General features: G+C 43.9%; 21 protein-coding genes and 1 pseudogene. 8 read left to right on the forward strand and 14 right to left on the reverse strand.

Features of this window, described 5'->3' with window-relative positions; genetic code table 11:
- Both FE394_RS10805 and FE394_RS10810 read left to right on the forward strand, forming a co-directional pair.
- Window positions 1-185: hypothetical protein (locus FE394_RS10805; RefSeq protein ID WP_319926399.1), on the forward strand; the 185-nt coding region annotated here is incomplete at its 5' end.
- A 23-nt stretch (window positions 186-208) separates the two neighbouring features.
- Window positions 209-346 (forward strand): annotated as a pseudogene (locus FE394_RS10810) (helix-turn-helix domain-containing protein); the annotation flags it as partial.
- A gap of 86 nt (window positions 347-432) precedes the next feature.
- Here the strand turns inward: FE394_RS10810 and FE394_RS10815 are convergent.
- Entirely contained in the window at window positions 433-912 is a 480-nt protein-coding gene (locus FE394_RS10815; RefSeq protein WP_319926400.1) for a protein YgfX, read from the reverse strand.
- Window positions 893-1,159: an FAD assembly factor SdhE gene (sdhE, locus tag FE394_RS10820; RefSeq protein ID WP_319926401.1), complete on the reverse strand. Its 267-nt coding sequence runs from the start codon at window positions 1,157-1,159 to the stop codon at window positions 893-895. Before sdhE ends, FE394_RS10815 begins: the two co-directional genes overlap by 20 nt.
- 235 nt (window positions 1,160-1,394) lie before the next feature.
- Between sdhE and ygfZ the strand changes: the two genes are divergently transcribed.
- Both ygfZ and FE394_RS10830 read left to right on the forward strand, forming a co-directional pair.
- Window positions 1,395-2,396 (forward strand): tRNA-modifying protein YgfZ, encoded by a 1,002-nt coding sequence (gene ygfZ / locus FE394_RS10825; protein ID WP_319926402.1) that lies wholly within the window; start codon window positions 1,395-1,397, stop codon window positions 2,394-2,396.
- A 15-nt stretch (window positions 2,397-2,411) separates the two neighbouring features.
- A complete protein-coding gene (locus FE394_RS10830) occupies window positions 2,412-3,017 on the forward strand; it encodes an HD domain-containing protein (protein WP_319926403.1) in 606 nt (201 codons plus the stop codon).
- Between the two features lie 105 nt (window positions 3,018-3,122).
- Here the strand turns inward: FE394_RS10830 and FE394_RS10835 are convergent, their stop codons facing one another.
- The 6 genes from FE394_RS10835 to FE394_RS10860 all read right to left on the reverse strand — a co-directional run bounded on the left by FE394_RS10835 (window position 3,123) and on the right by FE394_RS10860 (window position 9,880).
- A complete protein-coding gene (locus tag FE394_RS10835; RefSeq protein ID WP_319926404.1) occupies window positions 3,123-3,380 on the reverse strand; it encodes a hypothetical protein in 258 nt (85 codons plus the stop codon).
- Window positions 3,340-4,641: an MFS transporter gene (locus tag FE394_RS10840; RefSeq protein WP_319926405.1), complete on the reverse strand. Its 1,302-nt coding sequence runs from the start codon at window positions 4,639-4,641 to the stop codon at window positions 3,340-3,342. The genes FE394_RS10835 and FE394_RS10840 overlap by 41 nt, the downstream gene beginning before the upstream one ends.
- Before the next feature lie 625 nt (window positions 4,642-5,266).
- On the reverse strand, window positions 5,267-6,475 hold the full coding sequence (locus FE394_RS10845) for an efflux RND transporter periplasmic adaptor subunit (protein ID WP_319926406.1): 1,209 nt from the start codon (window positions 6,473-6,475) through the stop codon (window positions 5,267-5,269).
- A gap of 64 nt (window positions 6,476-6,539) precedes the next feature.
- On the reverse strand, window positions 6,540-8,003 hold the full coding sequence (locus FE394_RS10850; RefSeq protein WP_319926407.1) for a TolC family protein: 1,464 nt from the start codon (window positions 8,001-8,003) through the stop codon (window positions 6,540-6,542).
- A complete protein-coding gene (locus tag FE394_RS10855; protein ID WP_319926408.1) occupies window positions 7,996-9,204 on the reverse strand; it encodes an ABC transporter permease in 1,209 nt (402 codons plus the stop codon). The genes FE394_RS10850 and FE394_RS10855 overlap by 8 nt, the downstream gene beginning before the upstream one ends.
- Window positions 9,197-9,880, reverse strand: coding sequence for an ABC transporter ATP-binding protein (locus tag FE394_RS10860; protein ID WP_319926409.1), 684 nt, complete (start codon window positions 9,878-9,880; stop codon window positions 9,197-9,199). The genes FE394_RS10855 and FE394_RS10860 overlap by 8 nt, the downstream gene beginning before the upstream one ends.
- Window positions 9,881-10,293: 413 nt before the next feature.
- Here FE394_RS10860 and FE394_RS10865 point away from each other — a divergent pair, with 413 nt between their 5' ends.
- The 3 genes from FE394_RS10865 to FE394_RS10875 all read left to right on the forward strand — a co-directional run bounded on the left by FE394_RS10865 (window position 10,294) and on the right by FE394_RS10875 (window position 11,700).
- On the forward strand, window positions 10,294-10,569 hold the full coding sequence (locus FE394_RS10865) for an LCI fold-containing protein (protein WP_319926410.1): 276 nt from the start codon (window positions 10,294-10,296) through the stop codon (window positions 10,567-10,569).
- A 309-nt stretch (window positions 10,570-10,878) separates the two neighbouring features.
- Entirely contained in the window at window positions 10,879-11,163 is a 285-nt protein-coding gene (locus tag FE394_RS10870; protein WP_319926411.1) for an LCI family antimicrobial peptide, read from the forward strand.
- A gap of 243 nt (window positions 11,164-11,406) precedes the next feature.
- Window positions 11,407-11,700, forward strand: a complete 294-nt coding sequence (locus FE394_RS10875; RefSeq protein ID WP_319926412.1) for an LCI family antimicrobial peptide — start codon at window positions 11,407-11,409, stop codon at window positions 11,698-11,700.
- 172 nt (window positions 11,701-11,872) lie between these two features.
- Here FE394_RS10875 and FE394_RS10880 read toward each other — a convergent pair whose 3' ends face one another.
- A complete protein-coding gene (locus FE394_RS10880; RefSeq protein ID WP_319926413.1) occupies window positions 11,873-13,111 on the reverse strand; it encodes a benzoate/H(+) symporter BenE family transporter in 1,239 nt (412 codons plus the stop codon).
- A gap of 148 nt (window positions 13,112-13,259) precedes the next feature.
- On the opposite strand from FE394_RS10880, the gene pdxR reads away from it, so the two are divergent.
- Window positions 13,260-14,771 (forward strand): MocR-like pyridoxine biosynthesis transcription factor PdxR, encoded by a 1,512-nt coding sequence (gene pdxR / locus FE394_RS10885; protein WP_319926414.1) that lies wholly within the window; start codon window positions 13,260-13,262, stop codon window positions 14,769-14,771.
- Between the two features lie 66 nt (window positions 14,772-14,837).
- On the opposite strand, the gene gcvP is transcribed toward pdxR, so the two are convergent.
- From gcvP to ubiH, 5 genes are all read right to left on the reverse strand, one after another.
- Complete coding sequence (gene gcvP / locus FE394_RS10890) at window positions 14,838-17,714, reverse strand: aminomethyl-transferring glycine dehydrogenase (RefSeq protein ID WP_319926415.1); 2,877 nt, start codon at window positions 17,712-17,714, stop codon at window positions 14,838-14,840.
- Between the two features lie 85 nt (window positions 17,715-17,799).
- A complete protein-coding gene (gcvH, locus tag FE394_RS10895) occupies window positions 17,800-18,192 on the reverse strand; it encodes a glycine cleavage system protein GcvH (RefSeq protein ID WP_319926416.1) in 393 nt (130 codons plus the stop codon).
- Window positions 18,193-18,258: 66 nt separating this feature from the next.
- Window positions 18,259-19,356 carry a glycine cleavage system aminomethyltransferase GcvT gene (gcvT, locus tag FE394_RS10900; protein ID WP_319926417.1) on the reverse strand — a complete coding sequence of 366 codons (1,098 nt, stop codon included), beginning with the start codon at window positions 19,354-19,356 and terminating at the stop codon, window positions 18,259-18,261.
- Between the two features lie 371 nt (window positions 19,357-19,727).
- Window positions 19,728-20,960: an FAD-dependent 2-octaprenylphenol hydroxylase gene (gene ubiI, locus FE394_RS10905; protein WP_319926418.1), complete on the reverse strand. Its 1,233-nt coding sequence runs from the start codon at window positions 20,958-20,960 to the stop codon at window positions 19,728-19,730.
- A gap of 14 nt (window positions 20,961-20,974) precedes the next feature.
- On the reverse strand, window positions 20,975-22,165 hold the full coding sequence (gene ubiH / locus FE394_RS10910; RefSeq protein ID WP_319926419.1) for a 2-octaprenyl-6-methoxyphenyl hydroxylase: 1,191 nt from the start codon (window positions 22,163-22,165) through the stop codon (window positions 20,975-20,977).
- Window positions 22,166-22,189: the final 24 nt, after the last annotated feature.

Here is a 22,189-nt window from a genome sequence, read left to right on the forward strand (position 1 = left end):
GTCTGATTTTGGCGGAATATGGGGGAATTAGCGGAGTATGCGCGAGAATTCAGGCAAAAATAAAGATGGCAGGAACAGTCAACGGTTTGACTCTCCTATGCCTAACCGTTAATAATTTTTTTCTACAAAAAATGATCCATCGCCTGTCAGAATCGCCTTCGGGTGGCGAACGAAAACTCCTGTAGCCTGAAAGGGAGAGCAAGATTGCGGTACAACCTTAGCGACTGTCTCCCGTACAGCGGGATTCAGTTCATCAACATCAGCAAATGCGCTGTCACGCCCTTGGCCGAAAAGTGGGTTGATCTTCGCAGATTATCTCGGCATACATCCCTCTGAAATTTGGCCATTTTTAAACCTCATGGCTTTTTTGCTTTAAAGTGATGACAAAACACACAAAAAGAAATAAAAATATTTAAAATTCCACATTCGCCGCTATATATCAATATCAGGATATTGATGCATAAGCTGGTTCAAATGACGCCAGGCTTCCGGTGACACACTATCTGATGCCACCCACAATATTACCGGAGATATCGCTGGGGATATTACTGAGGATGTTACTGGATATACTACTGCTCTCTGGTCGTATGCATTTTCTGTCTGCTTAACAGCATGGAGTGTAACGAGTATTCCATAGCGGCTGAACCACGGGGGCTGAGTGATATCCCACCCCGCTTTTTGCCAGTACACCTTATTGCCACTGAGCAATACCAGCCGCCCCTGACAATGGCGGATATTTTTCTGGCTCCATATCCAGCTAACCATAATGATGGCAAGTGATGGAAGCCAGAAATAGACACTGTTGACCGGCCACGGTGCCAATAAAGCCGCCATTGCAACTCCGCCATGTACGCCAGTAGAAAACAGGCTGGTATGGCGGGATACACTTAATTTACTGTTCCACAGGACCACGGGCTTTATTTCTGCTCTGGATCAATTGCACCATATGGAAAAGCTCATCATCTTCCGGACGCCCATGATTCATGAGCCAATTGAAAAGATCAGGATCCGGGCATTCCAGCAACCGAACAAAAATTCTTTTGTCTTCATCATTCAATGAATCATATTCATATTCAAAAAATGGCATGATAGAAATATCTAATTCACGCATTCCACGACGACATGCCCAGTGAATACGTGCTTTATTATCGATATTCATGTTTAAAAAAACCTCTTTATCATTTTCATCGAGCTGGATTATCAACGATTCTTATCCGTTTTTCATCATCTGCTATGGTTGAATCACTGGATATATCGGTAACTTGAGAAGCGCATCGCAACAACTCAACAACAAATGTTTTATCCAAAAATAACGGGAATAACCCCTTTGCATTAAGTCACTTCTCTTTTACCATTAGCCTTATTTCTTAGATAGCTTACTGGCAGGAGCTGTTATGGCTTACAAAATTCCGTTTTCTGCACAATTCCCATCCCCTTCTGCAACGCTCCCTCTGACTTTAATTTCTCTTGATGATTGGGGGGTTGTAACTGCAACCGGAGCTGATGCCCAGAAGTATCTGCAAGGTCAGGTTACAGCAGATATCACTACTATTAATGAAAACCAGCATGTGTTAACTGCACATTGTGATGCCAAAGGAAAAATGTGGAGTAATCTGCGACTGTTTCAGCGTGGTGAAGGTTTCGCTTATATTGAACGTCGTTCAGTATTGGACACGCAATTAACTGAATTGAAAAAGTATGCTGTCTTTTCCAAAGTCACTTTTGCTAAAGACGAAGAAAATACGCTGCTTGGTGTAGCTGGAGCAGGAAGCAGGGAAGCACTTTCAACACTTTTCCCTATCCTGCCCGATGCTGAATCCCCTGTGATCCAACACAAAACAACAACACTTATTCACTTATCACTTCCTACAGAACGTTTTATTTTAGTCACAGACAGCACAACTGCGGCTCAATTGACCGAAACGTTAGTCGAAAAGTTTCAGTCGCAATTGAATGACAGTCGGCAATGGCTGGCACTGGAAATTGAAGCAGGATTTCCGGTTATTGATACAGTCAGTAGTGGGCAATTTATTCCACAAGCGACAAACCTTCAGGCAATCGAGCACAGTATCAGCTTTAAGAAAGGCTGCTATACCGGTCAGGAGATGGTGACTCGTGCCAAGTATCGTGGAGCGAATAAGCGAGCCATGTACTGGTTAGCGGGTAAAGCGTCTTCCCTGCCAGTCGCTGGTGATGATTTGGAATGGCAGCTGGGTGATAAATGGCGCCGGACAGGCTCTGTGCTGGCTGCGGTGAAACTGGCTGACGATTCAGTCTGGGTGCAGGTTGTCATGAGCAATGATATGGAAGCAGGGAGTGTTTTCCGTATTCGTGAAGATGAAGGCCATATTCTCACTATTCAAGCATTACCCTACTCATTAGATGAAGAAAAATAATTATTGAGGTTCTGTATGTCATTAACTATACCTCCTGTTGATTTCGGCCCTTTTACTGATGTCATCGCATTTATCATGGAGCTGGATAAATTAAAATATGTCTATCGCAAAACAAAGTTGCTGAATAATTCGCGCCACGAAAACTCCGCTGAACATAGCTGGCATTTTGCTATTGCCGTTATCGGCTTTGCTCCTTATGCCGGAGATGTGAATATTGGCCGCGTCATTCAAATGGCCCTGATCCATGACATTGTTGAAATTGATGCAGGAGATGTTATTGCTTTCGATTTGGCCGCCCGTAAAGCCATTGAAGAGCAAGAAGTGAAAGCGGCCAAGCGTATTTTTGGCTTACTGCCGGAAACACAGGGAGGGTATTTTCTGGAACTTTGGCACGAATATGAAGATGCAGTCACTCCCGAAGCGCGCTTTGCTAAAACACTCGACAGAATTATGCCGGTATTTATGAATCTGCATAACCAAGGCCAGAGTTGGGTTGAAAATGACATTCGCTTTGAGCAAGTCTATAACCTGCTCCATTTTGTTGCCGAAAGTTATCCTGAACTGTGGAAATATCTGCTTCCTCAATTGGAGTCAGCGAAAGAAAAAGGCTGGCTGAGGTAATTTCTGGCTTTTTTCTGGTCAATAAGCTGTCAGACTCGTTGGGTACAATATCTGACAGCTTCAACATGGCAGTTTTCCTGATCAATAAAATACCAATCGAAAAATTCAGTGACTCTCAGCTTTTCTCAGTAAATACCAAGTAACTAAGACGGCGATTCCTGTTAGCCCTGTAATTAACCAACTCGTAATATGAATGGCATTAGTGAAAGAATAGGCTGCTGCATTCATCAATTGCTGACTTCCGCTGTTCATTAATGAACCTGCAACTTCATAAGCCCCTGCGAGTGTCTCCAACGCCAATCTGGCTTGTTCCTGAGGAATATCAGAAGGCAACGCCAGATTGAGACGATAAAACGCAGTCACTAATCCACCGATAAATCGTTGTGCCAAGAACAACCCCAACTTCATAGGCTGTCTCACTGATTGCCGAAGCGGCACCAGCTTTAGAAGGCGGAACGGCAGAAAGGATCAGGTCATTGGAAACAGAAGCAATTGCCCCCACCCCTATTCCCAATATTGCAAAAGCGAAAATAACTGAAATCAGATCACTGCCTACACAGGCTATTAAGAAAAATGCTGCCCCTGCTAAAGCGAGTAAAATTGGCATAAGCCAATGTGCTGATACTTTCTGCGCAACAGGCACTATCGCCATACCAACAATAATTGCCATGATTTGACCCGGTACCAATGCAAAGCTGGCGAAGAGCGGTTCTATATCTAGCACAATTTGTAGAAATTGAGTGGCAAAAAATATAAAACCAACCAATAGCGCCAAACTCAACAAGTTCACTATAACCGAACCTGTAAATACGCCATTTTGGAACAAAGAAATATCCATCAGAGGTACAGGTAGCTTCTGCTGCCTCCGAATAAATCCCCTTCCGGCAATCACACCAATAACGAATGTGACAATGGCACTAATATCAACTCCATCACTGGCTACATGCTTAATCGCATACACAATACTGGTCATCGAGATTATCGATAATAAAACGCTATAGATATCAATAAATCCAGTCTGTTTTTTATCTGATTCAGGCAATAAAATGGGGCCGAAGATCAATAAAGGAACTAATATAGGCACCGCTAGCAAGAAAATAGAATTCCAATCGAAATACTGTAGCAAAATACCACCAATGACGGGGCCTAAAGCCGAACCGACCGTCAGTGTTGTTGCCCAAATAGCAACGGCAATACGGCGCTGTTCCCGATCTTCAAAAAGACAACTAATCAATGCCAACGTTGATGGCATCAGCATCGCACCAAAAAAACCAAGGGCAGCACGGCCAAAAATCAATTGTTCCGGGGATGTTGATAATGCGATTAAAACTGAAACAATTGTAAATCCCAATGATCCCAATAGCAGTAATAATCGGTGTCCCGCACGATCACCAATACTCCCCATGGAAACCAACAAGCCTGCCAACATCAAAGAATAAGCATCTATTATCCATAGTTGCTGATTAGCACTTGGTTCCAAAGCACCTGCTATTTTCGGCAGAGCAAATCCTAAGACCGTATTATCTACTGTGACCAATAAAACGGGTAGCATTAACACTATTAGCCCAAACCAATTACGCAGCCCGGCTCGCTTATTCGAGCTGTCGATTTGATTCAATGACATTGCCTGAACTCCTATTTTCATAATTAAAATATGGAAAGACTCCTTCAGGAACCAACCATATACAAAAACAATTTTTGCTTTATTTTTAAAAACCATGAAGTTATTTAAGGAACAACGGAAGTTATGAGATCACTGAACAATAACTGGATGTCATTAATAAATAACACTGACCAATTATGTTTATGATTTAAGAAGTGAGCTAACTATAGAAGTAATAAAATTTCATCCAAACAGGTATGCTGGTGAAGGTGTTTTCAGAAAGAAATATATGTGAAATCTGAAGCATCGTCATAGTAAATATATCCACGATAGTTATCATGCTGAACTGCTTTTTAGCTAACCGTTTTGGTAAAGCTTTCTTACGAGCCAATCACAATTTCAACATCAATAATATTGAAACACTCAAAATAATCAATTAAATTTATTCGGCTACTTAGATGTTTTTCAATTAAATGAAAAACACAAGATTATTGATACTCTTGGATGAATGGGATGCTAACTTAGATAAAATCAATACGCAAAATATTGATGATATTTTAAACAAGTTATCTCAGGATAATATGGTTATTGAGGTTCGCCACTAATTTCCTTACGGAGAAATCGCCCCCTCATCCGGGGGCTGGGGTCAATGAGGCAGTACGATAAATCCCGCTTCCAGTCCGTGGATCTCTATACCTTCCGGCATAGCCTCTCCGACAGTGACCTGTCGGGATACCGGCTGACCTTTTAAATCCGGGCGCCAGATTACTGATAACTGCCCGTTGCTATCACGAGTTAATGTTTTTTCTGGTACAACAATCCCCTGCTCATTGCGATAAATAATAATATTAACTTTGGCGCTCATACCGGGCCTGATGGGATAATTCCGGTTCATGGGTGAAGTCACTTTAATCACAACATCATAATAAATCGCGGCTCCGGATTTATCGTTATTCGCACTTTGCATGGCAATGGTTTCAATTTCTCCATCCAAAGGATGATCAGAAAATCCCTCTCCGCTGATTTTTACTGCCTGCCCTTCTTTCAGTTTGGCAAGATCAGCTTCTTCAACCTGTGCCAATACCTGATACTGTGTCGTATCCATAATGTCCAGTAAGGGTGTTCCCTCAGTAACCCGAATGCCAGTCTGAATCGTTAAAAGCTTCCCGTTCTCTCCTTGTGTTGCCCTAAGTACGACACCTGAAAATGGTGCTTTGATTTCTCTGTGGGAGTATTGCTCCTGTAGTGCCTGATAGCGGCTTGTTGCATTCTGAAGTTCCATCTCCGCAACACGTACATTATTCACACTCCCTTTTTGTCGGGTAGATGCCAGATCGTCCTGTGCTGAAGCGAGATCCGTGAGTTGCCGACGGAGTTGCTGCTCAAGAGTTTCCACTTCCATTCTCGGAACGATGCCCCGAGAAAAAAGCGTCTGTGTTTTTGCGAAATTGTTTTTCAATTCCATCACCATATGGTTCGCATTTTCGACGTTCCTTCTGGCTCGGATAACTTCCTGACTGTTTTCCCAGTCATTTAATTGGTCAACAACTGATGAGGCCTTAATCATTTCGACCTGCGCCTGCCGGCGTTCGATATCAATTTTTCGGGTATCAAGCGTGACCAATGTCTGATCCGCGTTCACTCGCTGCCCTTCTTTAACCAGAACCTGATTGATAATCCCCTCAAATGGCACAGGTATGGTCTCAAGGCGTCTGGATTGCAGTTTGCCCACTAAGCTCAGTCGCTTTTCTATCAGGCCGGGCTTTACTTCGATCCACTGTACTGATTGTTGATCTGATGATTTTCCTGAGAACACATGCCCTGCGGAAAAAAAGGCTAAAAAACAAATTGCCACAACAAATATGCCCGTTATAACCCACCGATAACGTGTAAATATTGAACATGTAAGCCTTGAGCGTTTATTCATTAATCGTTATCTCCCAGCTTTCCAGCGTCGTGCCCAGAACTTGATCCAGCTCAGCCTGCGCATTGAGATACTGGATAAGGGTATTCAGGCGGGCATTTTCGGCATTTCTCAGATCGGTTTCAAAACTCAGCACCTGAAAGTTGCTGGATCGACCTGCCTGTAATTTTTCCTGTTCAATTTCGAGTTTCTTTTGGGAAAGTGAACTGGCTTTTATTGCTAATTGATATTCCTGCCAGCGAGATTCGGTATCACGGATGGCATTAATAACTTTCTGTTCCAGATTTATTCTGGCCTCTTCCAGATGTAATACCTGCTTCTGGACACCCACTCTGGCCTGAACTTCCGTTTGTTTCTGAGTCATATCACCGATTGGAATATCCAGCTGTATACCCACATAATTTTCCCAGTTGCGGGAGTCAGAAGAGGATGAACGGTACTGGGATGCTCCCCCGACCAGTGATAAATCCCAGAGCCGGTTATCCCGGGCCTGCAATAACTGGATATCTGCGGTTTTTGCGGAAAGTAGTTGAATAAGATAACCCGGCTGCTGTGCCTGCGCTTTTTTTATGGATTGCTCAACATTCAGACTGACGTGAGTCCCTTTCAGCATATCGGTCGCATGGATAGGCGTTTTAAGACTCAGGGCGAGTAACTTAAGCAATGCCAGTTTTGTGGCATGAACATTATTTTCAGTCTCTTTCGCTGAAAGTTCTTGCATGGCGAGATCAGCCTGAGTTTGTATGATATCTGTCTGAGCCATTCTGCCGGCATCAATCAATTCCTTATTCGTCTCCACTAATTTCTGCATACGTTTAAGGGAAGCGACAGATAATGCCTGTTGTTCCTGAGCACGGAGTAATGCATGGTAAGCCAGAATGATTTGTGTGATTGAGTCGGAAACAGTGGCTTTTAGATTCAGCCGGTTAGTTTGCTCCCGGAGTTTTGCCAGTAAGATCGGGGCATTATTAACATCGGTTCCTGCTCCCCGTAAAAGCGGCTGGATTACAGTAATACTTGCACCATCATTGTGAAAATTGTTTATCCCTGTTTTATTGTTTTCATGCGCCCATGAAAGCGTGAAACTTGTTCCCAATGGAGTAAGCAATGTGGCATTAGGAGAAAGACTGGTTTTCCTGAAATTTGCATCCTGATTTTTACCCGCAATGTAACGTCCGCTTAGCTGTAGCTTGGGTGTAAATCTATCTTCTGCCACCCTCAAATCGAATTTCTGCGCAATGCGATCCAGATAAACGCTGCGGATTGCATAATTATTTCTTAAACCCAGCGATATCGCGTCACTCAATGACAGACCTATCACTTCTCCTGCAGTTTCCCGATACAAACTGTAATCAGGTTCTGATAAAGCTAATCGTTTCTGTTCAGGCACAGAAATTCCTGTTTGAGGAAAACAGAAAAACAGAGTCAGGAAGCCATAAAGAAAATATTTTTTAATCATCACGTAATGCCTGTACGGGTTCCATTTGTGAGGCTTTATGTGCGGGATAAAAGCCGGAAATAAGTCCCGCCACAATTGAACTCCCTATCCCTAAAGGAATAGATAAGGGGGCCAGAGAAAATGACCAGCCGGAATACAGAACAAAAAGGAAAGAAACGATGACACCGACCAGCGCTCCAAGCATTGCGCCGGCAAACGTCAGAACAACAACTTCATATAAAAACAGGCGGCGGATATCCTGAATTCTTGCGCCTAGGGCCATACGCAATCCAATCTCTTTCCGACGGGCTGAAATGTTCATCAGCATGACATTGGCAATGGCAATGCCGCCGGTAAGTAATGAAATGCCCGCTAATCCTATCAACATAAAAGAAAAGGTTTTGCTTTGCTCTGTCTGCCCTTGCAGTAATTGCTGGGCAACCCGAACGTCAATTTCAACTGCTGGGAATTTAGTCTTAAAGAACGTCAGTAAATTCTTTGCATCGGTTTCTGTCGTGGAGGTTGTTATTGTGCGGGAAATAATGCCATTCAGATTGGTATTGGGTGATATTTTGCGCATAGCATTGAGAGGAACAACAGCGACTGAATCCAGAGAAAAAGGAAAAATAGGGTTTTGCCCCTTTACATCGAAAATACCAATCACTGTGTATAAATAATTATCAATCTGAATCTGCTTGCCAAGTATTCGGGAGGCATCCCCTTCACCGAGGGTAGCGGCGACTTCATTGCCAATAACCAGATAAGGAGAGCGTTGGTCATAATCAGAAATAAATCGGCCATGACGAATTTGCAATTGCATGACATCTTCAAGTTCTGCGGAAGAACCTATCAGGATAAATGTTTCTGTTTTCCCGTTATAGCGCACAGGAGAAGAATAATAGATCCACGGGGCTGCTGAAGACAAACCGGGAACAGCCGTTTTTAGGTCGTCCATGTTAATGGATTCACTATCAACCCCATTATGATAGGAATAAAAATTAGTTGTAATGACATTGATATCAAGCCCGCTGAACATCTTTAATGCAGCCAGCGTGGCGTTATGCCCGGTATTCACAAAAGCCACCACAGACGCACAGCCAATGGCAATACCCGATAACGCAAGCAGAGTACTTCTCCCCGTTGCCATTAAATTACGCCAGGCTTCCCTCCACATCATCAGTGCTGACATACCATAGCGGTTGAACTGACTCTTATCATGCATGAATTGCCACACCTTTGGTTTCATGCAACTGACCGTCAACCATGAGTAATTCACGCTGCATATGATTTGCAATCATAGAATCATGCGTTATTACAACCAGCGTCATCGCATTGTCTCTGTGAAGGAATGAAAGCAACAACAAGATTTCTTCTGCGGTTTGCTGATCCAGATTACCGGTAGGTTCATCAGCCAGCAGTAATGAAGGTTCTCCGACTAACGCTCTGGCAAGTGCCACCCGCTGCCGCTGACCGCCGGACAGGTCAGCCGGATAATAAGCTGCACGATGAGAAAGCCCTACCAAATGTAATTTTTCTCTGGCAATTTTATGGGACTGAGCGACAGAAATACCACGATAAAGAAGTGGTAGTGCAACGTTTTCCGTTGCTGTCATTCCGGGCAGCAAATGAAAACTCTGAAAAACAAAGCCAATTTCTTTATTGCGCATTCTGGCACGAAGGTCATCATCTGCTGTTGATATGTCAACGCCACAAAGAAAATATTTTCCGGAGGTGGGTTTATCCAGCAGACCGAGAATATTCAATAATGTGCTTTTACCCGAACCCGATGCGCCAACAATGGCACAACTTTGTCCGGCAAAAATTTGTGCTGTAATATCTTTCAGAATCGGTATTTGGATCTCTTCACCCTGTTGATAACATCGGGTTAGATTTTGCATGCTAATAACCGGTAATATTGACTCTGTAGGATGAATAGAATTTATTATAGCGCCCATTATTTTTATAATACCTTTCACCTTAATAACTACACTTATTCTTTATCAAAATAATCGGGTTATTATGTTATTGATAAATTAATAAGTAAGCAACGTTAAATCGACATTATCATGATACATTACGTTGAGATTATAAATGTTTTACTTTTTTAAATGATAGCAAGATCATTACTTAATAATAATTATAACAATAGTAATTATATTTATAATTCAGCATATAAAAACAGAGTCAATTTCTAAATTTTGAAATAGTAATGCCATCACTGATGATTTAAATTCAGAATGCATTATCAAATACAACTCTATAAATAATATACTTAAATTAAAAATCCTAAAACTATGACGGGAGAATATTTATGTTCAAGAAATTATTGACTGTTGGGGCATTGGCCGCGGGTGTTTTGTTGAGTAGTAATGCAATGGCACTAAATAAATGTCAGGTTGAAAACATACCAAAACATCTTGACGGTACCCTTTATGAAATGTATGTTGTTAATCCTTCAAATAATTTCGCAAATACCTTTGAAAGGTTTGGTATTAAATGGTATTTTAAAGGAAAAACTGGAGCCTGTGAGTATCATACAGGAAATACAGCCTATCAAGCTTATTATCAAGGAAGGAAAATAAATTAATTCGCCAAAGAAAATTATTATCATGATCAATTTTTAATGCAGAAAAACTCCGTTTTAAACGACGGGGTTTTGATTTTCATCATGAATAATAATTTTTTCCACTTGCCCTTATTAACCTGTTTGAACATCTTTAAAAAAAGCCACTTACTGTATTAATATAATATTTACTGTAAAATAATGGTGATTACGGCGAGTTACGTTTCAATTATTATGCAAAACCACGAACAATTTAATTGTGTAATCAATAGCAGTATGATGATTTATCATAAATTATGATAATAGACATTGAAATTTTAAAGGAAGATTTTTATGTTTAAGAAATTATTAATAGGTGGCGTATTATCGGCAGGTATTGCATTAACCGGTGGCATTGGAACTGCATCAGCAAACGTAGATATCCCTTGGAACCATTGTTATTCTTCTTCTGAAGAATATAACAATGGTGTGTATACTAAATATCTTGTTAAAGATGGTATTGTTTTTCTTAATGTTCGTAATGAAAATGGTATCAAATGGCATTTAAAAGGCTTTAAAAAATTATATGTCTGCGGAATGAATGTTTATGTTGGTAAATATGAAGGCATGAAATCATAGGAAAATCATACCGAATAAAAATTATCCCAGCTTTCAGCCAACTAATAAACCTCGTTAAAATAACGGGGTTTTTGATTTTATAACACTAGACAAATTTACAATATAAAAAACATAGTCAATTTCTAAATTTTGGAATAGTAAAAATATCTTATGATGATTTACATTTAGCGTATCTTATCAAATATGATTTGTTAAGTGATAAATTTAAATATAAAGTTGTGAGAATGTTAAGGAGAAGTTTTTATGTTGAAGAAATTATTAGTAACTGGAGCATTGTCAGCAGGTATTGCATTAACTGGAGGCATTGCAACCGCCTCAGCAAATACAGATTTTTACCAGAACTATTGTTATAGTTCCGGGAGAACCCACACCGGACTCAATGGTACGGTGTGGGTTGTATACGAAGTTCGCCCTAATTACATTTTTGATAGTGTATTTACTGACGGAAATATTCAGTATTACTTACAGAGTGTTAAACCGGTAGCTCGTCATTGTGGTAAAGGATATATTGCTTACTACGAAGGTAAGAAAATATAAAACCCTACGAAGAGCCTCTTTTCAGAGGCTTCCTTATTTTCTGCTGTAGCCAGTTGTTCTATCGCGAACATTTCTTTGACATAGGGTAAAATAGCAGAGTGATAATTATATCAACACTGCCAAAATTTATTTTTCGCTATTTTTAGTGTTTTTCCCATCAATCTATTAATCTTTACTTGTTTATTTTTTTAGAGATAGAGGGACTCATTTTTTCGGATATTGATTTATAGTGCGGAAAACGGCCATTAAGGACGATATAGGCCATAAGTCCAATCAGCAATCCCCAAAATGCACCGCTAATACCCAGTAAGTTGATGTTGGCAGAAGCAGCCAGAAAAGTGATCAATGCAGCTTCGCGGCTTTTCAAATCAGCCATTGCACCGGCAAGACTGCCACCTATTGTTCCCAGCAAGGCAAGTCCAGCCAAAGTGGTAATAAATACTGTTGGTAAGGCCATAAAAACAGCGGCAAGTGTCACACCAAAGATACCAATGAGGATGTAGAAAACTCCCGCAGCAATACCTGAAATCCAACGCTTAGAGTGATCTTCATGGGCTTCTTTACCTGTACAGATTGCCGCCGTGATCGCGGCAATATTAAAGGCGTGTGAACCAAACGGAGCCATAATCAAAGAGCCTAAGCCCGTAACAGTAACGATTGGGTTAGCGCTGGTCTTGAAGCCATCATTACGCAGAACCAACATTCCGGGCATATATTGTCCGGTTAGCGTAATCAGGAACAAGGGCAAAGCGACGCTCAACAAAGTATTGAGTGAGAATTCCGGCATGGTAAATACAGGCACAGCAAATTTTAATTCCAATTCTGACAAATCAACGCGCCCCTGAATAAGCAGAAAAGCCAAACCCAAGACAAGAATGCCTACCACGGCATAACGGGCAGTAAAGCGCTTTAGTACGATGTAGGTAACAATCAGTAATCCAGCAAGTAATGGGTCAATACTCATACCGCTGAAAGCACCGATGCCAAACTGAAGAAGAATTCCGGCCAGTAGCCCGGAAGCGATGCCCGGAGGGATCAAACGGATGACTTTCTCAAAACAACCCGATAAGCCCAATAACACGAAAGCGGCACCAGAGATGAGGTAAGCCCCTATTGCTTCGGCGTAGGGTGTTGTAGCCAACGATACGACGAGAAATGCCGCCGCTGGTGTTGACCATGCGACAATGATAGGTTCACGGGAAAACCAACTGAGTAACAGCCCTGTTATCCCTACTCCAATCGATATTGACCATACCCAAGAAGCTGTCAGTTCAGGGCTGAGACTAGCAACTTTTGCCGCCTGAAAGACCAGAATAAAAGTGCCACCATAGTTGACGATGACTGAGATCAATCCGGCAATAACAGGATGAGTGAGATCTCTAAAATGTATAGATAAATGTAAAGAAGACATGGTGTTACTACTCCCCAACAAAACAGGATCGTTAATCTAAATTGAGGTGCATTTTATAGCGTGAAATTGGACTGTTTAGACAGTACGCTTTTGACAACCAGAGCAGACCACTTTAAATTCAAATATCGAAATTCGATTAAGGTGTCTCATGATAAAAACGTTTGAACTTGAAACGCTAAAGATCCGAATGAATGATGTCGATTTTCAACTTCTGGATCTGCATCAACGCATTCAACGTGCCCTCCGCGCCCTGATTCTTGATGGTGCTCTTGGTGCTGGAGTGAAGCTGCCTGCAACCCGTATTCTGGCTAAGTCACTCGGCGTTGCCCGGGATACTGTCGAGAATGCTTATGTACAACTTCACCGTGATGGTTTCATTATTCGCCGGGCAGGTTCAGGCAGTTATGTATCCGACACATTGGGCACTGAGCTACGGGGATTGGCGCGCCGGCAAATGAAATCTCAGGAGCATAATCGCAAAACCAAAGAACGGGGCGTTGGTCTGAGCCAACGCGGGAGAATAATTTTTAATAGCGGTGGAGTTATCGACCAACAAAGGGTTAAGGCGTTTGCGACTGGTTTGCCTGAAACCCGCACGTTTCCGATTGATGTCTGGGAGCGATTGCAACGTCAGGCGATGAAGGATTATCGCGCCAGTGTGTTGTTACATGGCGATCCACAAGGTGCTGAACCATTACGCAAAGCGATCTCTGCCTACTTGAATCTTGAACGTGGCGCTAAGGTTTCTCCTGAACAGATCATTGTGATAAGCAGTACAAGACAATCATTGTTTTTATGTGCCCAATTGCTGGTAGATGCGGGAAATCCCATTTTGATGGAAAATCCCGGTTATTTCGGTGCTAAAAAGGCATTTGAAGCCGCCGAAATTAAGATCGTTCCGGTTAATGTCGATAAGCAAGGCATCCGGACAGATTTACTGCAAGCAGATCGCAGTGGCGCTCATTGCGTCTACGTCACACCTTCCCACCAATATCCCACTGGCGTCACTTTATCGCTGGAGCGCAGGCTTGAATTGGTTAATTGGGCCGCCGAAAACAATAAATGGATTATTGAAGACGACTACGATAGTGAATTTCACTACGATGGACTTCCTATCGCCTGTGTTCAGGGCTTAGATAAATATCAGAGAACAATTTATCTCGGAACCTTCAGCAAGACACTCTATCCCGGCCTTCGGATGGGTTATATGGCAGTGCCACACGAGCTGGTTGATGCCTTTACCTATGCACGCAGCATCATGGATGGGCATACTCCGCAAATATTGCAGTTAACTTTGGCGCGTTTTATGGAGGATGGGCACTACAATTCCCATATCCGTGCCATGCGCAAATTATATGCCGGACGTAGAGAAATCATGCTTGAGTCTATTGATAAGTATTTAGGCGGCATTGTGACGGCGCTGCGGCCAGAAGGAGGGCTACAAATACCCTGCCTGTTAGAAAATGGCTGGTCAGAAGAAAAAACTATCCGCCAGGCCGCTATGCTGGGCATACAGTTACCGGGACTTAGCAGACTGTACTTTGGCGAGAACAAAAAACAAGGTTGGATATTAGGTTATTCTTCTTTGGCAGCCCATGAAATCGAAGCCGCTATGTTACGCCTTTCCCATACCCTGAAAAATAGTTTCCTGAAAAAATAATTTCCTGAAAAAGAATAATCTCCGTCCTGCGGACGGAGATTTAGCAGTGTACAAAATAAAACGTAATTAACGATAATCGTCAATCGGCGCACAAGAGCAATGTAAATTGCGGTCACCGTAGACATCATCGAGACGTTTAACTGTCGGCCAGTATTTATTGGCTTTGGTTTCTGCGGTCGGGAAAACGGCAATTTCACGGCTGTACGCATGGCCCCAGTCAGAAACCAGCTCAGTCTGAATATGTGGCGCATTGACCAGTGGGTTGTCTTCCAGAGACCATTCCCCTTTCGCCACTTTGCTGATTTCTTCCCTAATTGCCAGCATTGCGTTAATAAAGCGGTCAATTTCAACTTTGCTTTCTGATTCTGTTGGCTCAACCATCAAGGTTCCTGCAACAGGGAATGACATCGTTGGAGCATGGAAACCGTAATCAATCAACCGCTTGGCGATATCCATTTCGCTGATGCCGAATTCTTCTTTCAGTGGGCGAATGTCCAGAATACATTCGTGGGCAACATAGCCACCACGTCCGGTATAAAGGATCTCATAAGCGCCTTTCAAACGGGCAGCGATGTAGTTTGCATTCAGGATAGCAACCTGACTGGCCTGTTTCAGACCTTTCGCCCCCATCATGCGGATATACATCCAGCTAATTGGCAGGATGGAAGCACTGCCAAATGGTGCTGCGGATACTGCGCCCAGTGTAGTGACTCCATCCATTTCCACCACAGAGTGCCCCGGAACGAATGGTGCAAGGTGTTTTTTCACACCAATCGGTCCCATTCCCGGACCGCCGCCGCCATGTGGGATACAGAAAGTTTTGTGCAGGTTCAGGTGTGATACATCTGCGCCAATAAAGCCCGGTGTCGTAATACCTACTTGGGCGTTCATATTCGCACCATCGAGGTAAACCTGACCACCGTTTTGATGAATGACGTTACAGATCTCACGGATGGTTTCTTCATACACACCATGAGTCGATGGATAAGTCACCATGATACAAGCAAGATCATCACGGTGTTTTTCCGCTTTTTCACGCAAATCAGCCAGATCGATATTGCCTTCTTTGTCACAATCCACGACAACAACCGTCATACCTGCCATGTGTGCAGAAGCAGGATTTGTACCGTGAGCTGAACTTGGGATCAGGCAAACATGACGATGTTGTTCACTACGGCTGGCGTAATAGCGGCGGATCGCCAGCAAGCCTGCATATTCACCTTGTGCACCAGAGTTTGGCTGCATACAAAATGCGTCATATCCGGTCAACAACACCAACCAATGCGAAAGCTGGCTGATGAGCTGATGATAGCCCTGCGCCTGTTCCGGTGGGCAGAAGGGATGCATATCGGTAAATTCAGGCCATGTAATCGGTGTGATTTCCGCTACCGCATTCAGTTTCATGGTACATGAACCCAGCGGGATCATTGCCTGATTCAAAGCCAGATCTTTACGCTCCAGACTGTGCATATAACGCATCATGTCGGTTTCGCTGTGATAACGACGGAAATTGTCGTGTGTCAAAATCTCATCATTACGCAGCATGGAAGCGGGTATGGACTGACTGTCTGCCGCCATTTCGCTATCGAGTGCCCCGATATCCAACACAACATCAGAACCTGTCAGGACCTGGAATAAAGTGACCAAATCTTCGCGGCTGGTTTTTTCACTCAATGATACCCCGACAGCACCGAGGATATCAGTGCGCAGATTAATTTGCGCTTTCTCGGCCCTTGCCAGTACCTGAGCTTTATCTGTTACTTCAACAGCCAGTGTGTCAAACCATGTTTTATGGCGCAGCGTGATACCTGCTTTTTGCAAACCAGCCGCCAGAATGTCTGTCAGCCGATGAATACGGTCAGCAATGCGCTTCAAACCTTCTGCGCCGTGATAAACCGCATACATGCCTGCAATATTCGCCAACAAAACCTGCGAAGTACAGATATTGGAGTTCGCTTTTTCACGGCGGATATGCTGCTCACGGGTCTGCATTGCCATACGCAATGCCCTATTGCCCGCCGCATCACGGGAAACCCCGATAATGCGCCCCGGCATGGAACGCTTGAATTCATCACGGCAGGCAAAGAAAGCAGCGTGCGGGCCACCGTATCCCATCGGTACACCGAAACGTTGGGCTGAGCCAAATACGATGTCAGCCCCTTGTTTGCCCGGTGCTGTCAGCATGACTAATGCCATGAAATCCGCAGCAACACTGACAATGATTTTTCGCTCTTTCAGTCTCACAATCAGATCACTGTAATCGTGAACTTCGCCCGTTGTGCCAACTTGTTGTAGCAGGACACCAAAGACACCTTCCAATTCCAGTGCTTTTTCGGCTTTATCAACAATGACTTCAAATCCAAAGGTTTCGGCGCGGGTACGAATAACATCTAATGTCTGTGGGTGAATATCATCGGCAACAAAGAAACGTTCAGCACTTTTCAGTTTGCTGATCCGTTTTGACATTGCCATGGATTCCGCCGCTGCCGTTGCTTCATCTAATAAAGATGCAGATGCCAGATCCAGACCCGTCAGATCAATCGTTACTTGCTGGAAATTCAGCAGAGCTTCCAGACGACCCTGGGAAACTTCCGGCTGATAAGGGGTATAGGCGGTATACCAGCCCGGATTTTCCAGTAAATTACGCAGGATAACTGGCGGGAGTATGGAGGGCGCGTATCCCATGCCGATATATGATTGATAACGCTGGTTCTGGCTCGCCATCACTTTCAGTTCAGCCAGAGCCTGTTGTTCTGTCGCACTTTCACCGATTGCAGGGGGTTCTGACAATGCGATATCACGGGGAACGATTTTATTTGTCAGATCGTCAAGAGAGTTTGCGCCAACTATCGCCAGCATTTCTATTTGCTGCTCAGCAGAAGAACCAATGTGGCGACGAATGAATTCACCCTGATTTTCAAGTTGGATTAGTGTCTGAGTCATTGATGATAATTTCCTGAAACTAGCTAAAAAACAGTACACATAAAAACGCCCCATTCACAGCGTGATATGGGGCGGTCAAAAGCAATTACTCGTCTTCTTCCAAGAGTGACTGATAACCTTCAGAATCAAGCAGATTATCGAGTTCACTCTCATCAGTGATTTTGATCCGGAACAACCAACCTTCGTTATACGGTTCACTGTTCACTAATTCAGGGGAGCCTTCCAAGCCAGGGTTAACAGCGATAACCTCGCCACTGAGCGGAGCATAGATATCAGACGCCGCTTTAACTGATTCCACCACGGCACAATCATCACCACTGCTTAACTCTGTGCCAACGTCAGGCAAATCAACGAATACCATATCCCCCAAGAGTTGCTGGGCATGTTCGGTAATACCTACTGTGTATTCTCCATTTCCTTCCGAGCGAACCCATTCATGTGATTCTGTATATTTTAATTCTGCTGGTACATGACTCATCGTTGCCATCTCCTTGTTTTAAAGTTAATGAAAACATTACAATAATCAAAACATCACGTTCAAAAATCACTCTACAAGTGGTTTACCCATCCGTACGAAGCCCGGTTTAACAACCTGAACAGGCATTTCTCGATTACGAATTTGGACAACCGCCTGTTCGCCAATGCCTTGCGGTACTCGTGCAAGGGCTATGCTAAATCCTAAGGTTGGGGAAAATGTTCCGCTGGTAATGACACCAGAACGAATTTCACCGGAGTCGTCTGTAAAACTGACAGTTAAGCCACCACGCAGAACACCCTTTTCACGCATGACCAGTCCAACCAATTGTTCGGTGCCTGTTTCACGCTGTCTTTCTAACGCTTCCCGGCCGATGAATTGGCGATCTTCCGGTTTCCACGCAATCGTCCATCCCATATTGGCCACCAGCGGCGAAATGGTTTCGTCCATTTCCTGACCATAAAGATTCATGCCCGCTTCAAGGCGCAATGTATCACGCGCCCCCAATCCCGCAGGTTTCACCCCCGCTGTCAACAGTTGCTGCCAGAAATCCACTGCCTGCTCTTTCGGTAACGCAATTTCATAACCCGCTTCACCGGTGTAACCCGTAGTGGCAATAAACAGATTGCCAGACTGAACACCAAAGAAAGGTTTCATGCCTATTACAGCCTGCTTTTGCTCATCACTTAGTAATGATTGAACTTTAGCTTGTGCATTCGGCCCTTGGACAGCGATGAGCGCTAAGTCATCACGCACCGTAATTTCGACGTCGTCGTGTTCAACATGTTGGCTAATCCACGCCAAATCTTTCTCACGGGTCGCTGAGTTAACTACCATGCGATAGAAGTCATCAGTGAAGAAATAAACAATCAGGTCATCAATCACACCACCGGAAGCATTCAGCATTCCGGTATAAAGTGCTTTGCCCTTTTCAGTTAATTTGGCGATATCATTTGCCAGAAGGTGGCGAAGAAAATCACGGCAACCAGCACCATGCAGATCCACAATAGTCATGTGGGAAACATCGAACATACCAGCATCAGTACGCACTGTATGATGCTCGTCGATTTGTGAACCATAATGCAGGGGCATCATCCAACCATGAAAATCTACCATGCGGGCTCCGCATGCCAGATGTTGGTCATACAATGGGGTGTGTTTTGACATTATTTCCCTCTTTCCATTCTTGACATGAAAACATTCGTAACCTGAAAAATATACGGCGTATTAACCGGCAGATGTTGGATCATGAAGCAAAGAATCGGTTAATCACGCAAACGATACCTTGTCATCAGAAGTTATCACTGAAAATAGAAATGGACCATAAAATAAATTAGCAGGGCTGGAGTGATAATCTGAAAAACCGTTCACTATCATGCAGAATTTTTGTCTAATTTATTGCGGCAGGACACTCATAATCGGCAATAAACGACAATAAATAATTTTTTTTGATTAGGAAATGGCTAAAGTGTGAAGTAAATCAACTGAACACACCTTAGCCTAATATGAGGAAAACTAATCCTAAATAAGAACCTGAATTAGATTTTTTCAACTGAAGGAGGTTGAGAAACAAGCCAATCGGGAAGGTCATTGAGTCCCATTGCATGGCGAAGCAATTGCGGTTTCAATCCTGGTAAGTTATCAGCCAGAGATAATCCAATTCCGCGCAATAGCTTTTTCGCAGGATTATTACCATCAAATAACTGACGGAATCCCTGCATTCCAGCCAACATCATCGCAGCACTGTGTTTGCGGCGGCGTTCATAACGTCCCAGATAAAGATACTGACCAATATCTTTTCCCTGTCGGTGCAAACGTCTCAATTCACCAATCAGTTCTGCGACATCCATAAAACCTAAGTTAACCCCCTGACCCGCCAGAGGATGGATTGTATGTGCTGCATCCCCTAATAATGCCAAACGGTGGGCAGCAAAGTTACGGGCATAGCGTCCCATCAGCGGAATGGTTTGTCGTTCACTTATCAGTTCGCATTGACCAAGATGCATATCAAAAGTCACGCTCAATTGCCGATTAAACCATTCAGGCTCCATAATCTTGCGCTGCTGTGCTGATTCCGCTGGCAATGACCAAACGATTGAACATAGGTAAGGATCTGAAAGCGGCAGGAAAGCCAATATTCCATCACTGTGAAAAACCTGACGTGCAACACCAGCATGAGGCTCTTCCGTTCGGATGGTCGCCACTAAAGCGTGGTGTTCATAATCCCAGAAAGCCAGTGGAATATCGGCATGTTGGCGCAGCCAAGAATGTGCTCCATCTGCACCGATGACCAGCCGCGAAGTCAGCATATTTCCGTCAGATAAAGTGATGAAAGCTTCATTTTCTCCCCAAGCGACATTACTGAAAGAGGATGGGGTAAAAATCGTTACATCTGGCAGGCTTTCCGCTCGTTGCCAAAGTGCCTGACGGATCACATGGTTTTCGATGATATACCCAAGGTGAGTAAGGCCATTTTCCGCCGCATTGAACTGAATACGACCGAAACTGTCTTGTTCCCAGACTTCCATTCCCTGATAAGCATTTGCTCTCATCGCGAGAATATTCTGCCAGACACCAAGCTGGGTTAGTAAACGCTCACTGGCTGCATTGATGGCAGAAACACGCAAGGCATGTTCATCACTGGCATCAAATGTTCCTGTTGATGGATGTTCTTCTACAATCGCGATGCGTAAACCGCTACCTTGCAAACCACAGGCCAGCGCAAGGCCGACCATACCGCCCCCTGCGATTACCACATCAAATGATTGCATGTTTTTATTTCCTCTTAATCTGCCAATGGTGACTGGGCAACCCAACCCAATGTCTGGCGGGCAAATAGATCCCGCATCGGTGGTAATATTTCCATCGTCATCAGGCCAATATTACGCCCTATTTTTAACGGCAAGTAATCATTGGCGAATAATCTGACCAACCCATCAGTAATATCAATGGTTGTTTCACGATCGGCATAACGGCGTTGTTGATATTGAGTCAGGGTTTTATAAGAACCGATATCTTGCCCGGAAACCGCTGCTTCTGAAATAACCTGTGCCAACGCCATAACATCACGCATCCCCAGATTAAATCCCTGACCGGCAATCGGATGTAGGGTTTGGGATGCATTGCCTACCAACGCCAGACGATGGCTGATCTGGCAACTAGCTGTCGATAATGCCAAAGGGTAACTGTGCCTCTGACCGGTTTCCAACATTTTGCCCAAACGCCAGCCAAACGCGTTTTGTAAGTGTTGAAGGAATTCGTCCTGACTCCAATTGTTGATTTCTGACTGTTTTTCCAGCGGGTGACACCACACTAGTGAGCTGCGCCCTTCAGACATCGGCAACAGTGCCAGCGGACCATGTTTCGTGAAGCGCTCAAACGCTTTTCCCTGAGGATGTTCGGAGGTCAATACATTGGCGATAATCGCCACCTGACCGTAAGACTGCCGCTGATACGGAATATGACATGCCTGAGCTATCGCCGAATGGCTACCATCCGCAGCGATAAGCAATTTGCCTGTTAGTTTTTCGCCATTATCCAGCGTCACTGTCACAGCATTTTCCAAACGTTCGACACTATCGACTGTCGCTGGACAGTAAAGTTTTATATTTGGTGTCTGCTTTAACAGGTCAAACAGATGAATACCAGCATCGTGCAATTCAACCACATTGCCCAATGCCGGAATATCATAGTCATCAGCGCGGATGTTAACAAAACCGCTATGACCACGGTCGCTGACATGAACGTGATTGATTGGGGTAACACAATGTTTCAGCGCAGACCAGACGCCTATCTGATTCAGGCGCTGACATGTACCATAAGCCAAGGCAATGGCTCTCGCATCAAAACCCGGATGCTCCTGAGTGGATTCTGCTGCTTCAATCAAGGAGACTTGCAATTGCCCCCGACTCAACGATGAAATAGCCAGTGCCAATGTCGCTCCCGCCATTCCCCCGCCCACAATAATCACGTTCATTGTCACTTCCTGATTAATTAAACC

The sequence above is a fragment of the Xenorhabdus littoralis genome (genome assembly GCF_033949345.1).
Lineage (GTDB): Bacteria > Pseudomonadota > Gammaproteobacteria > Enterobacterales > Enterobacteriaceae > Xenorhabdus > Xenorhabdus littoralis.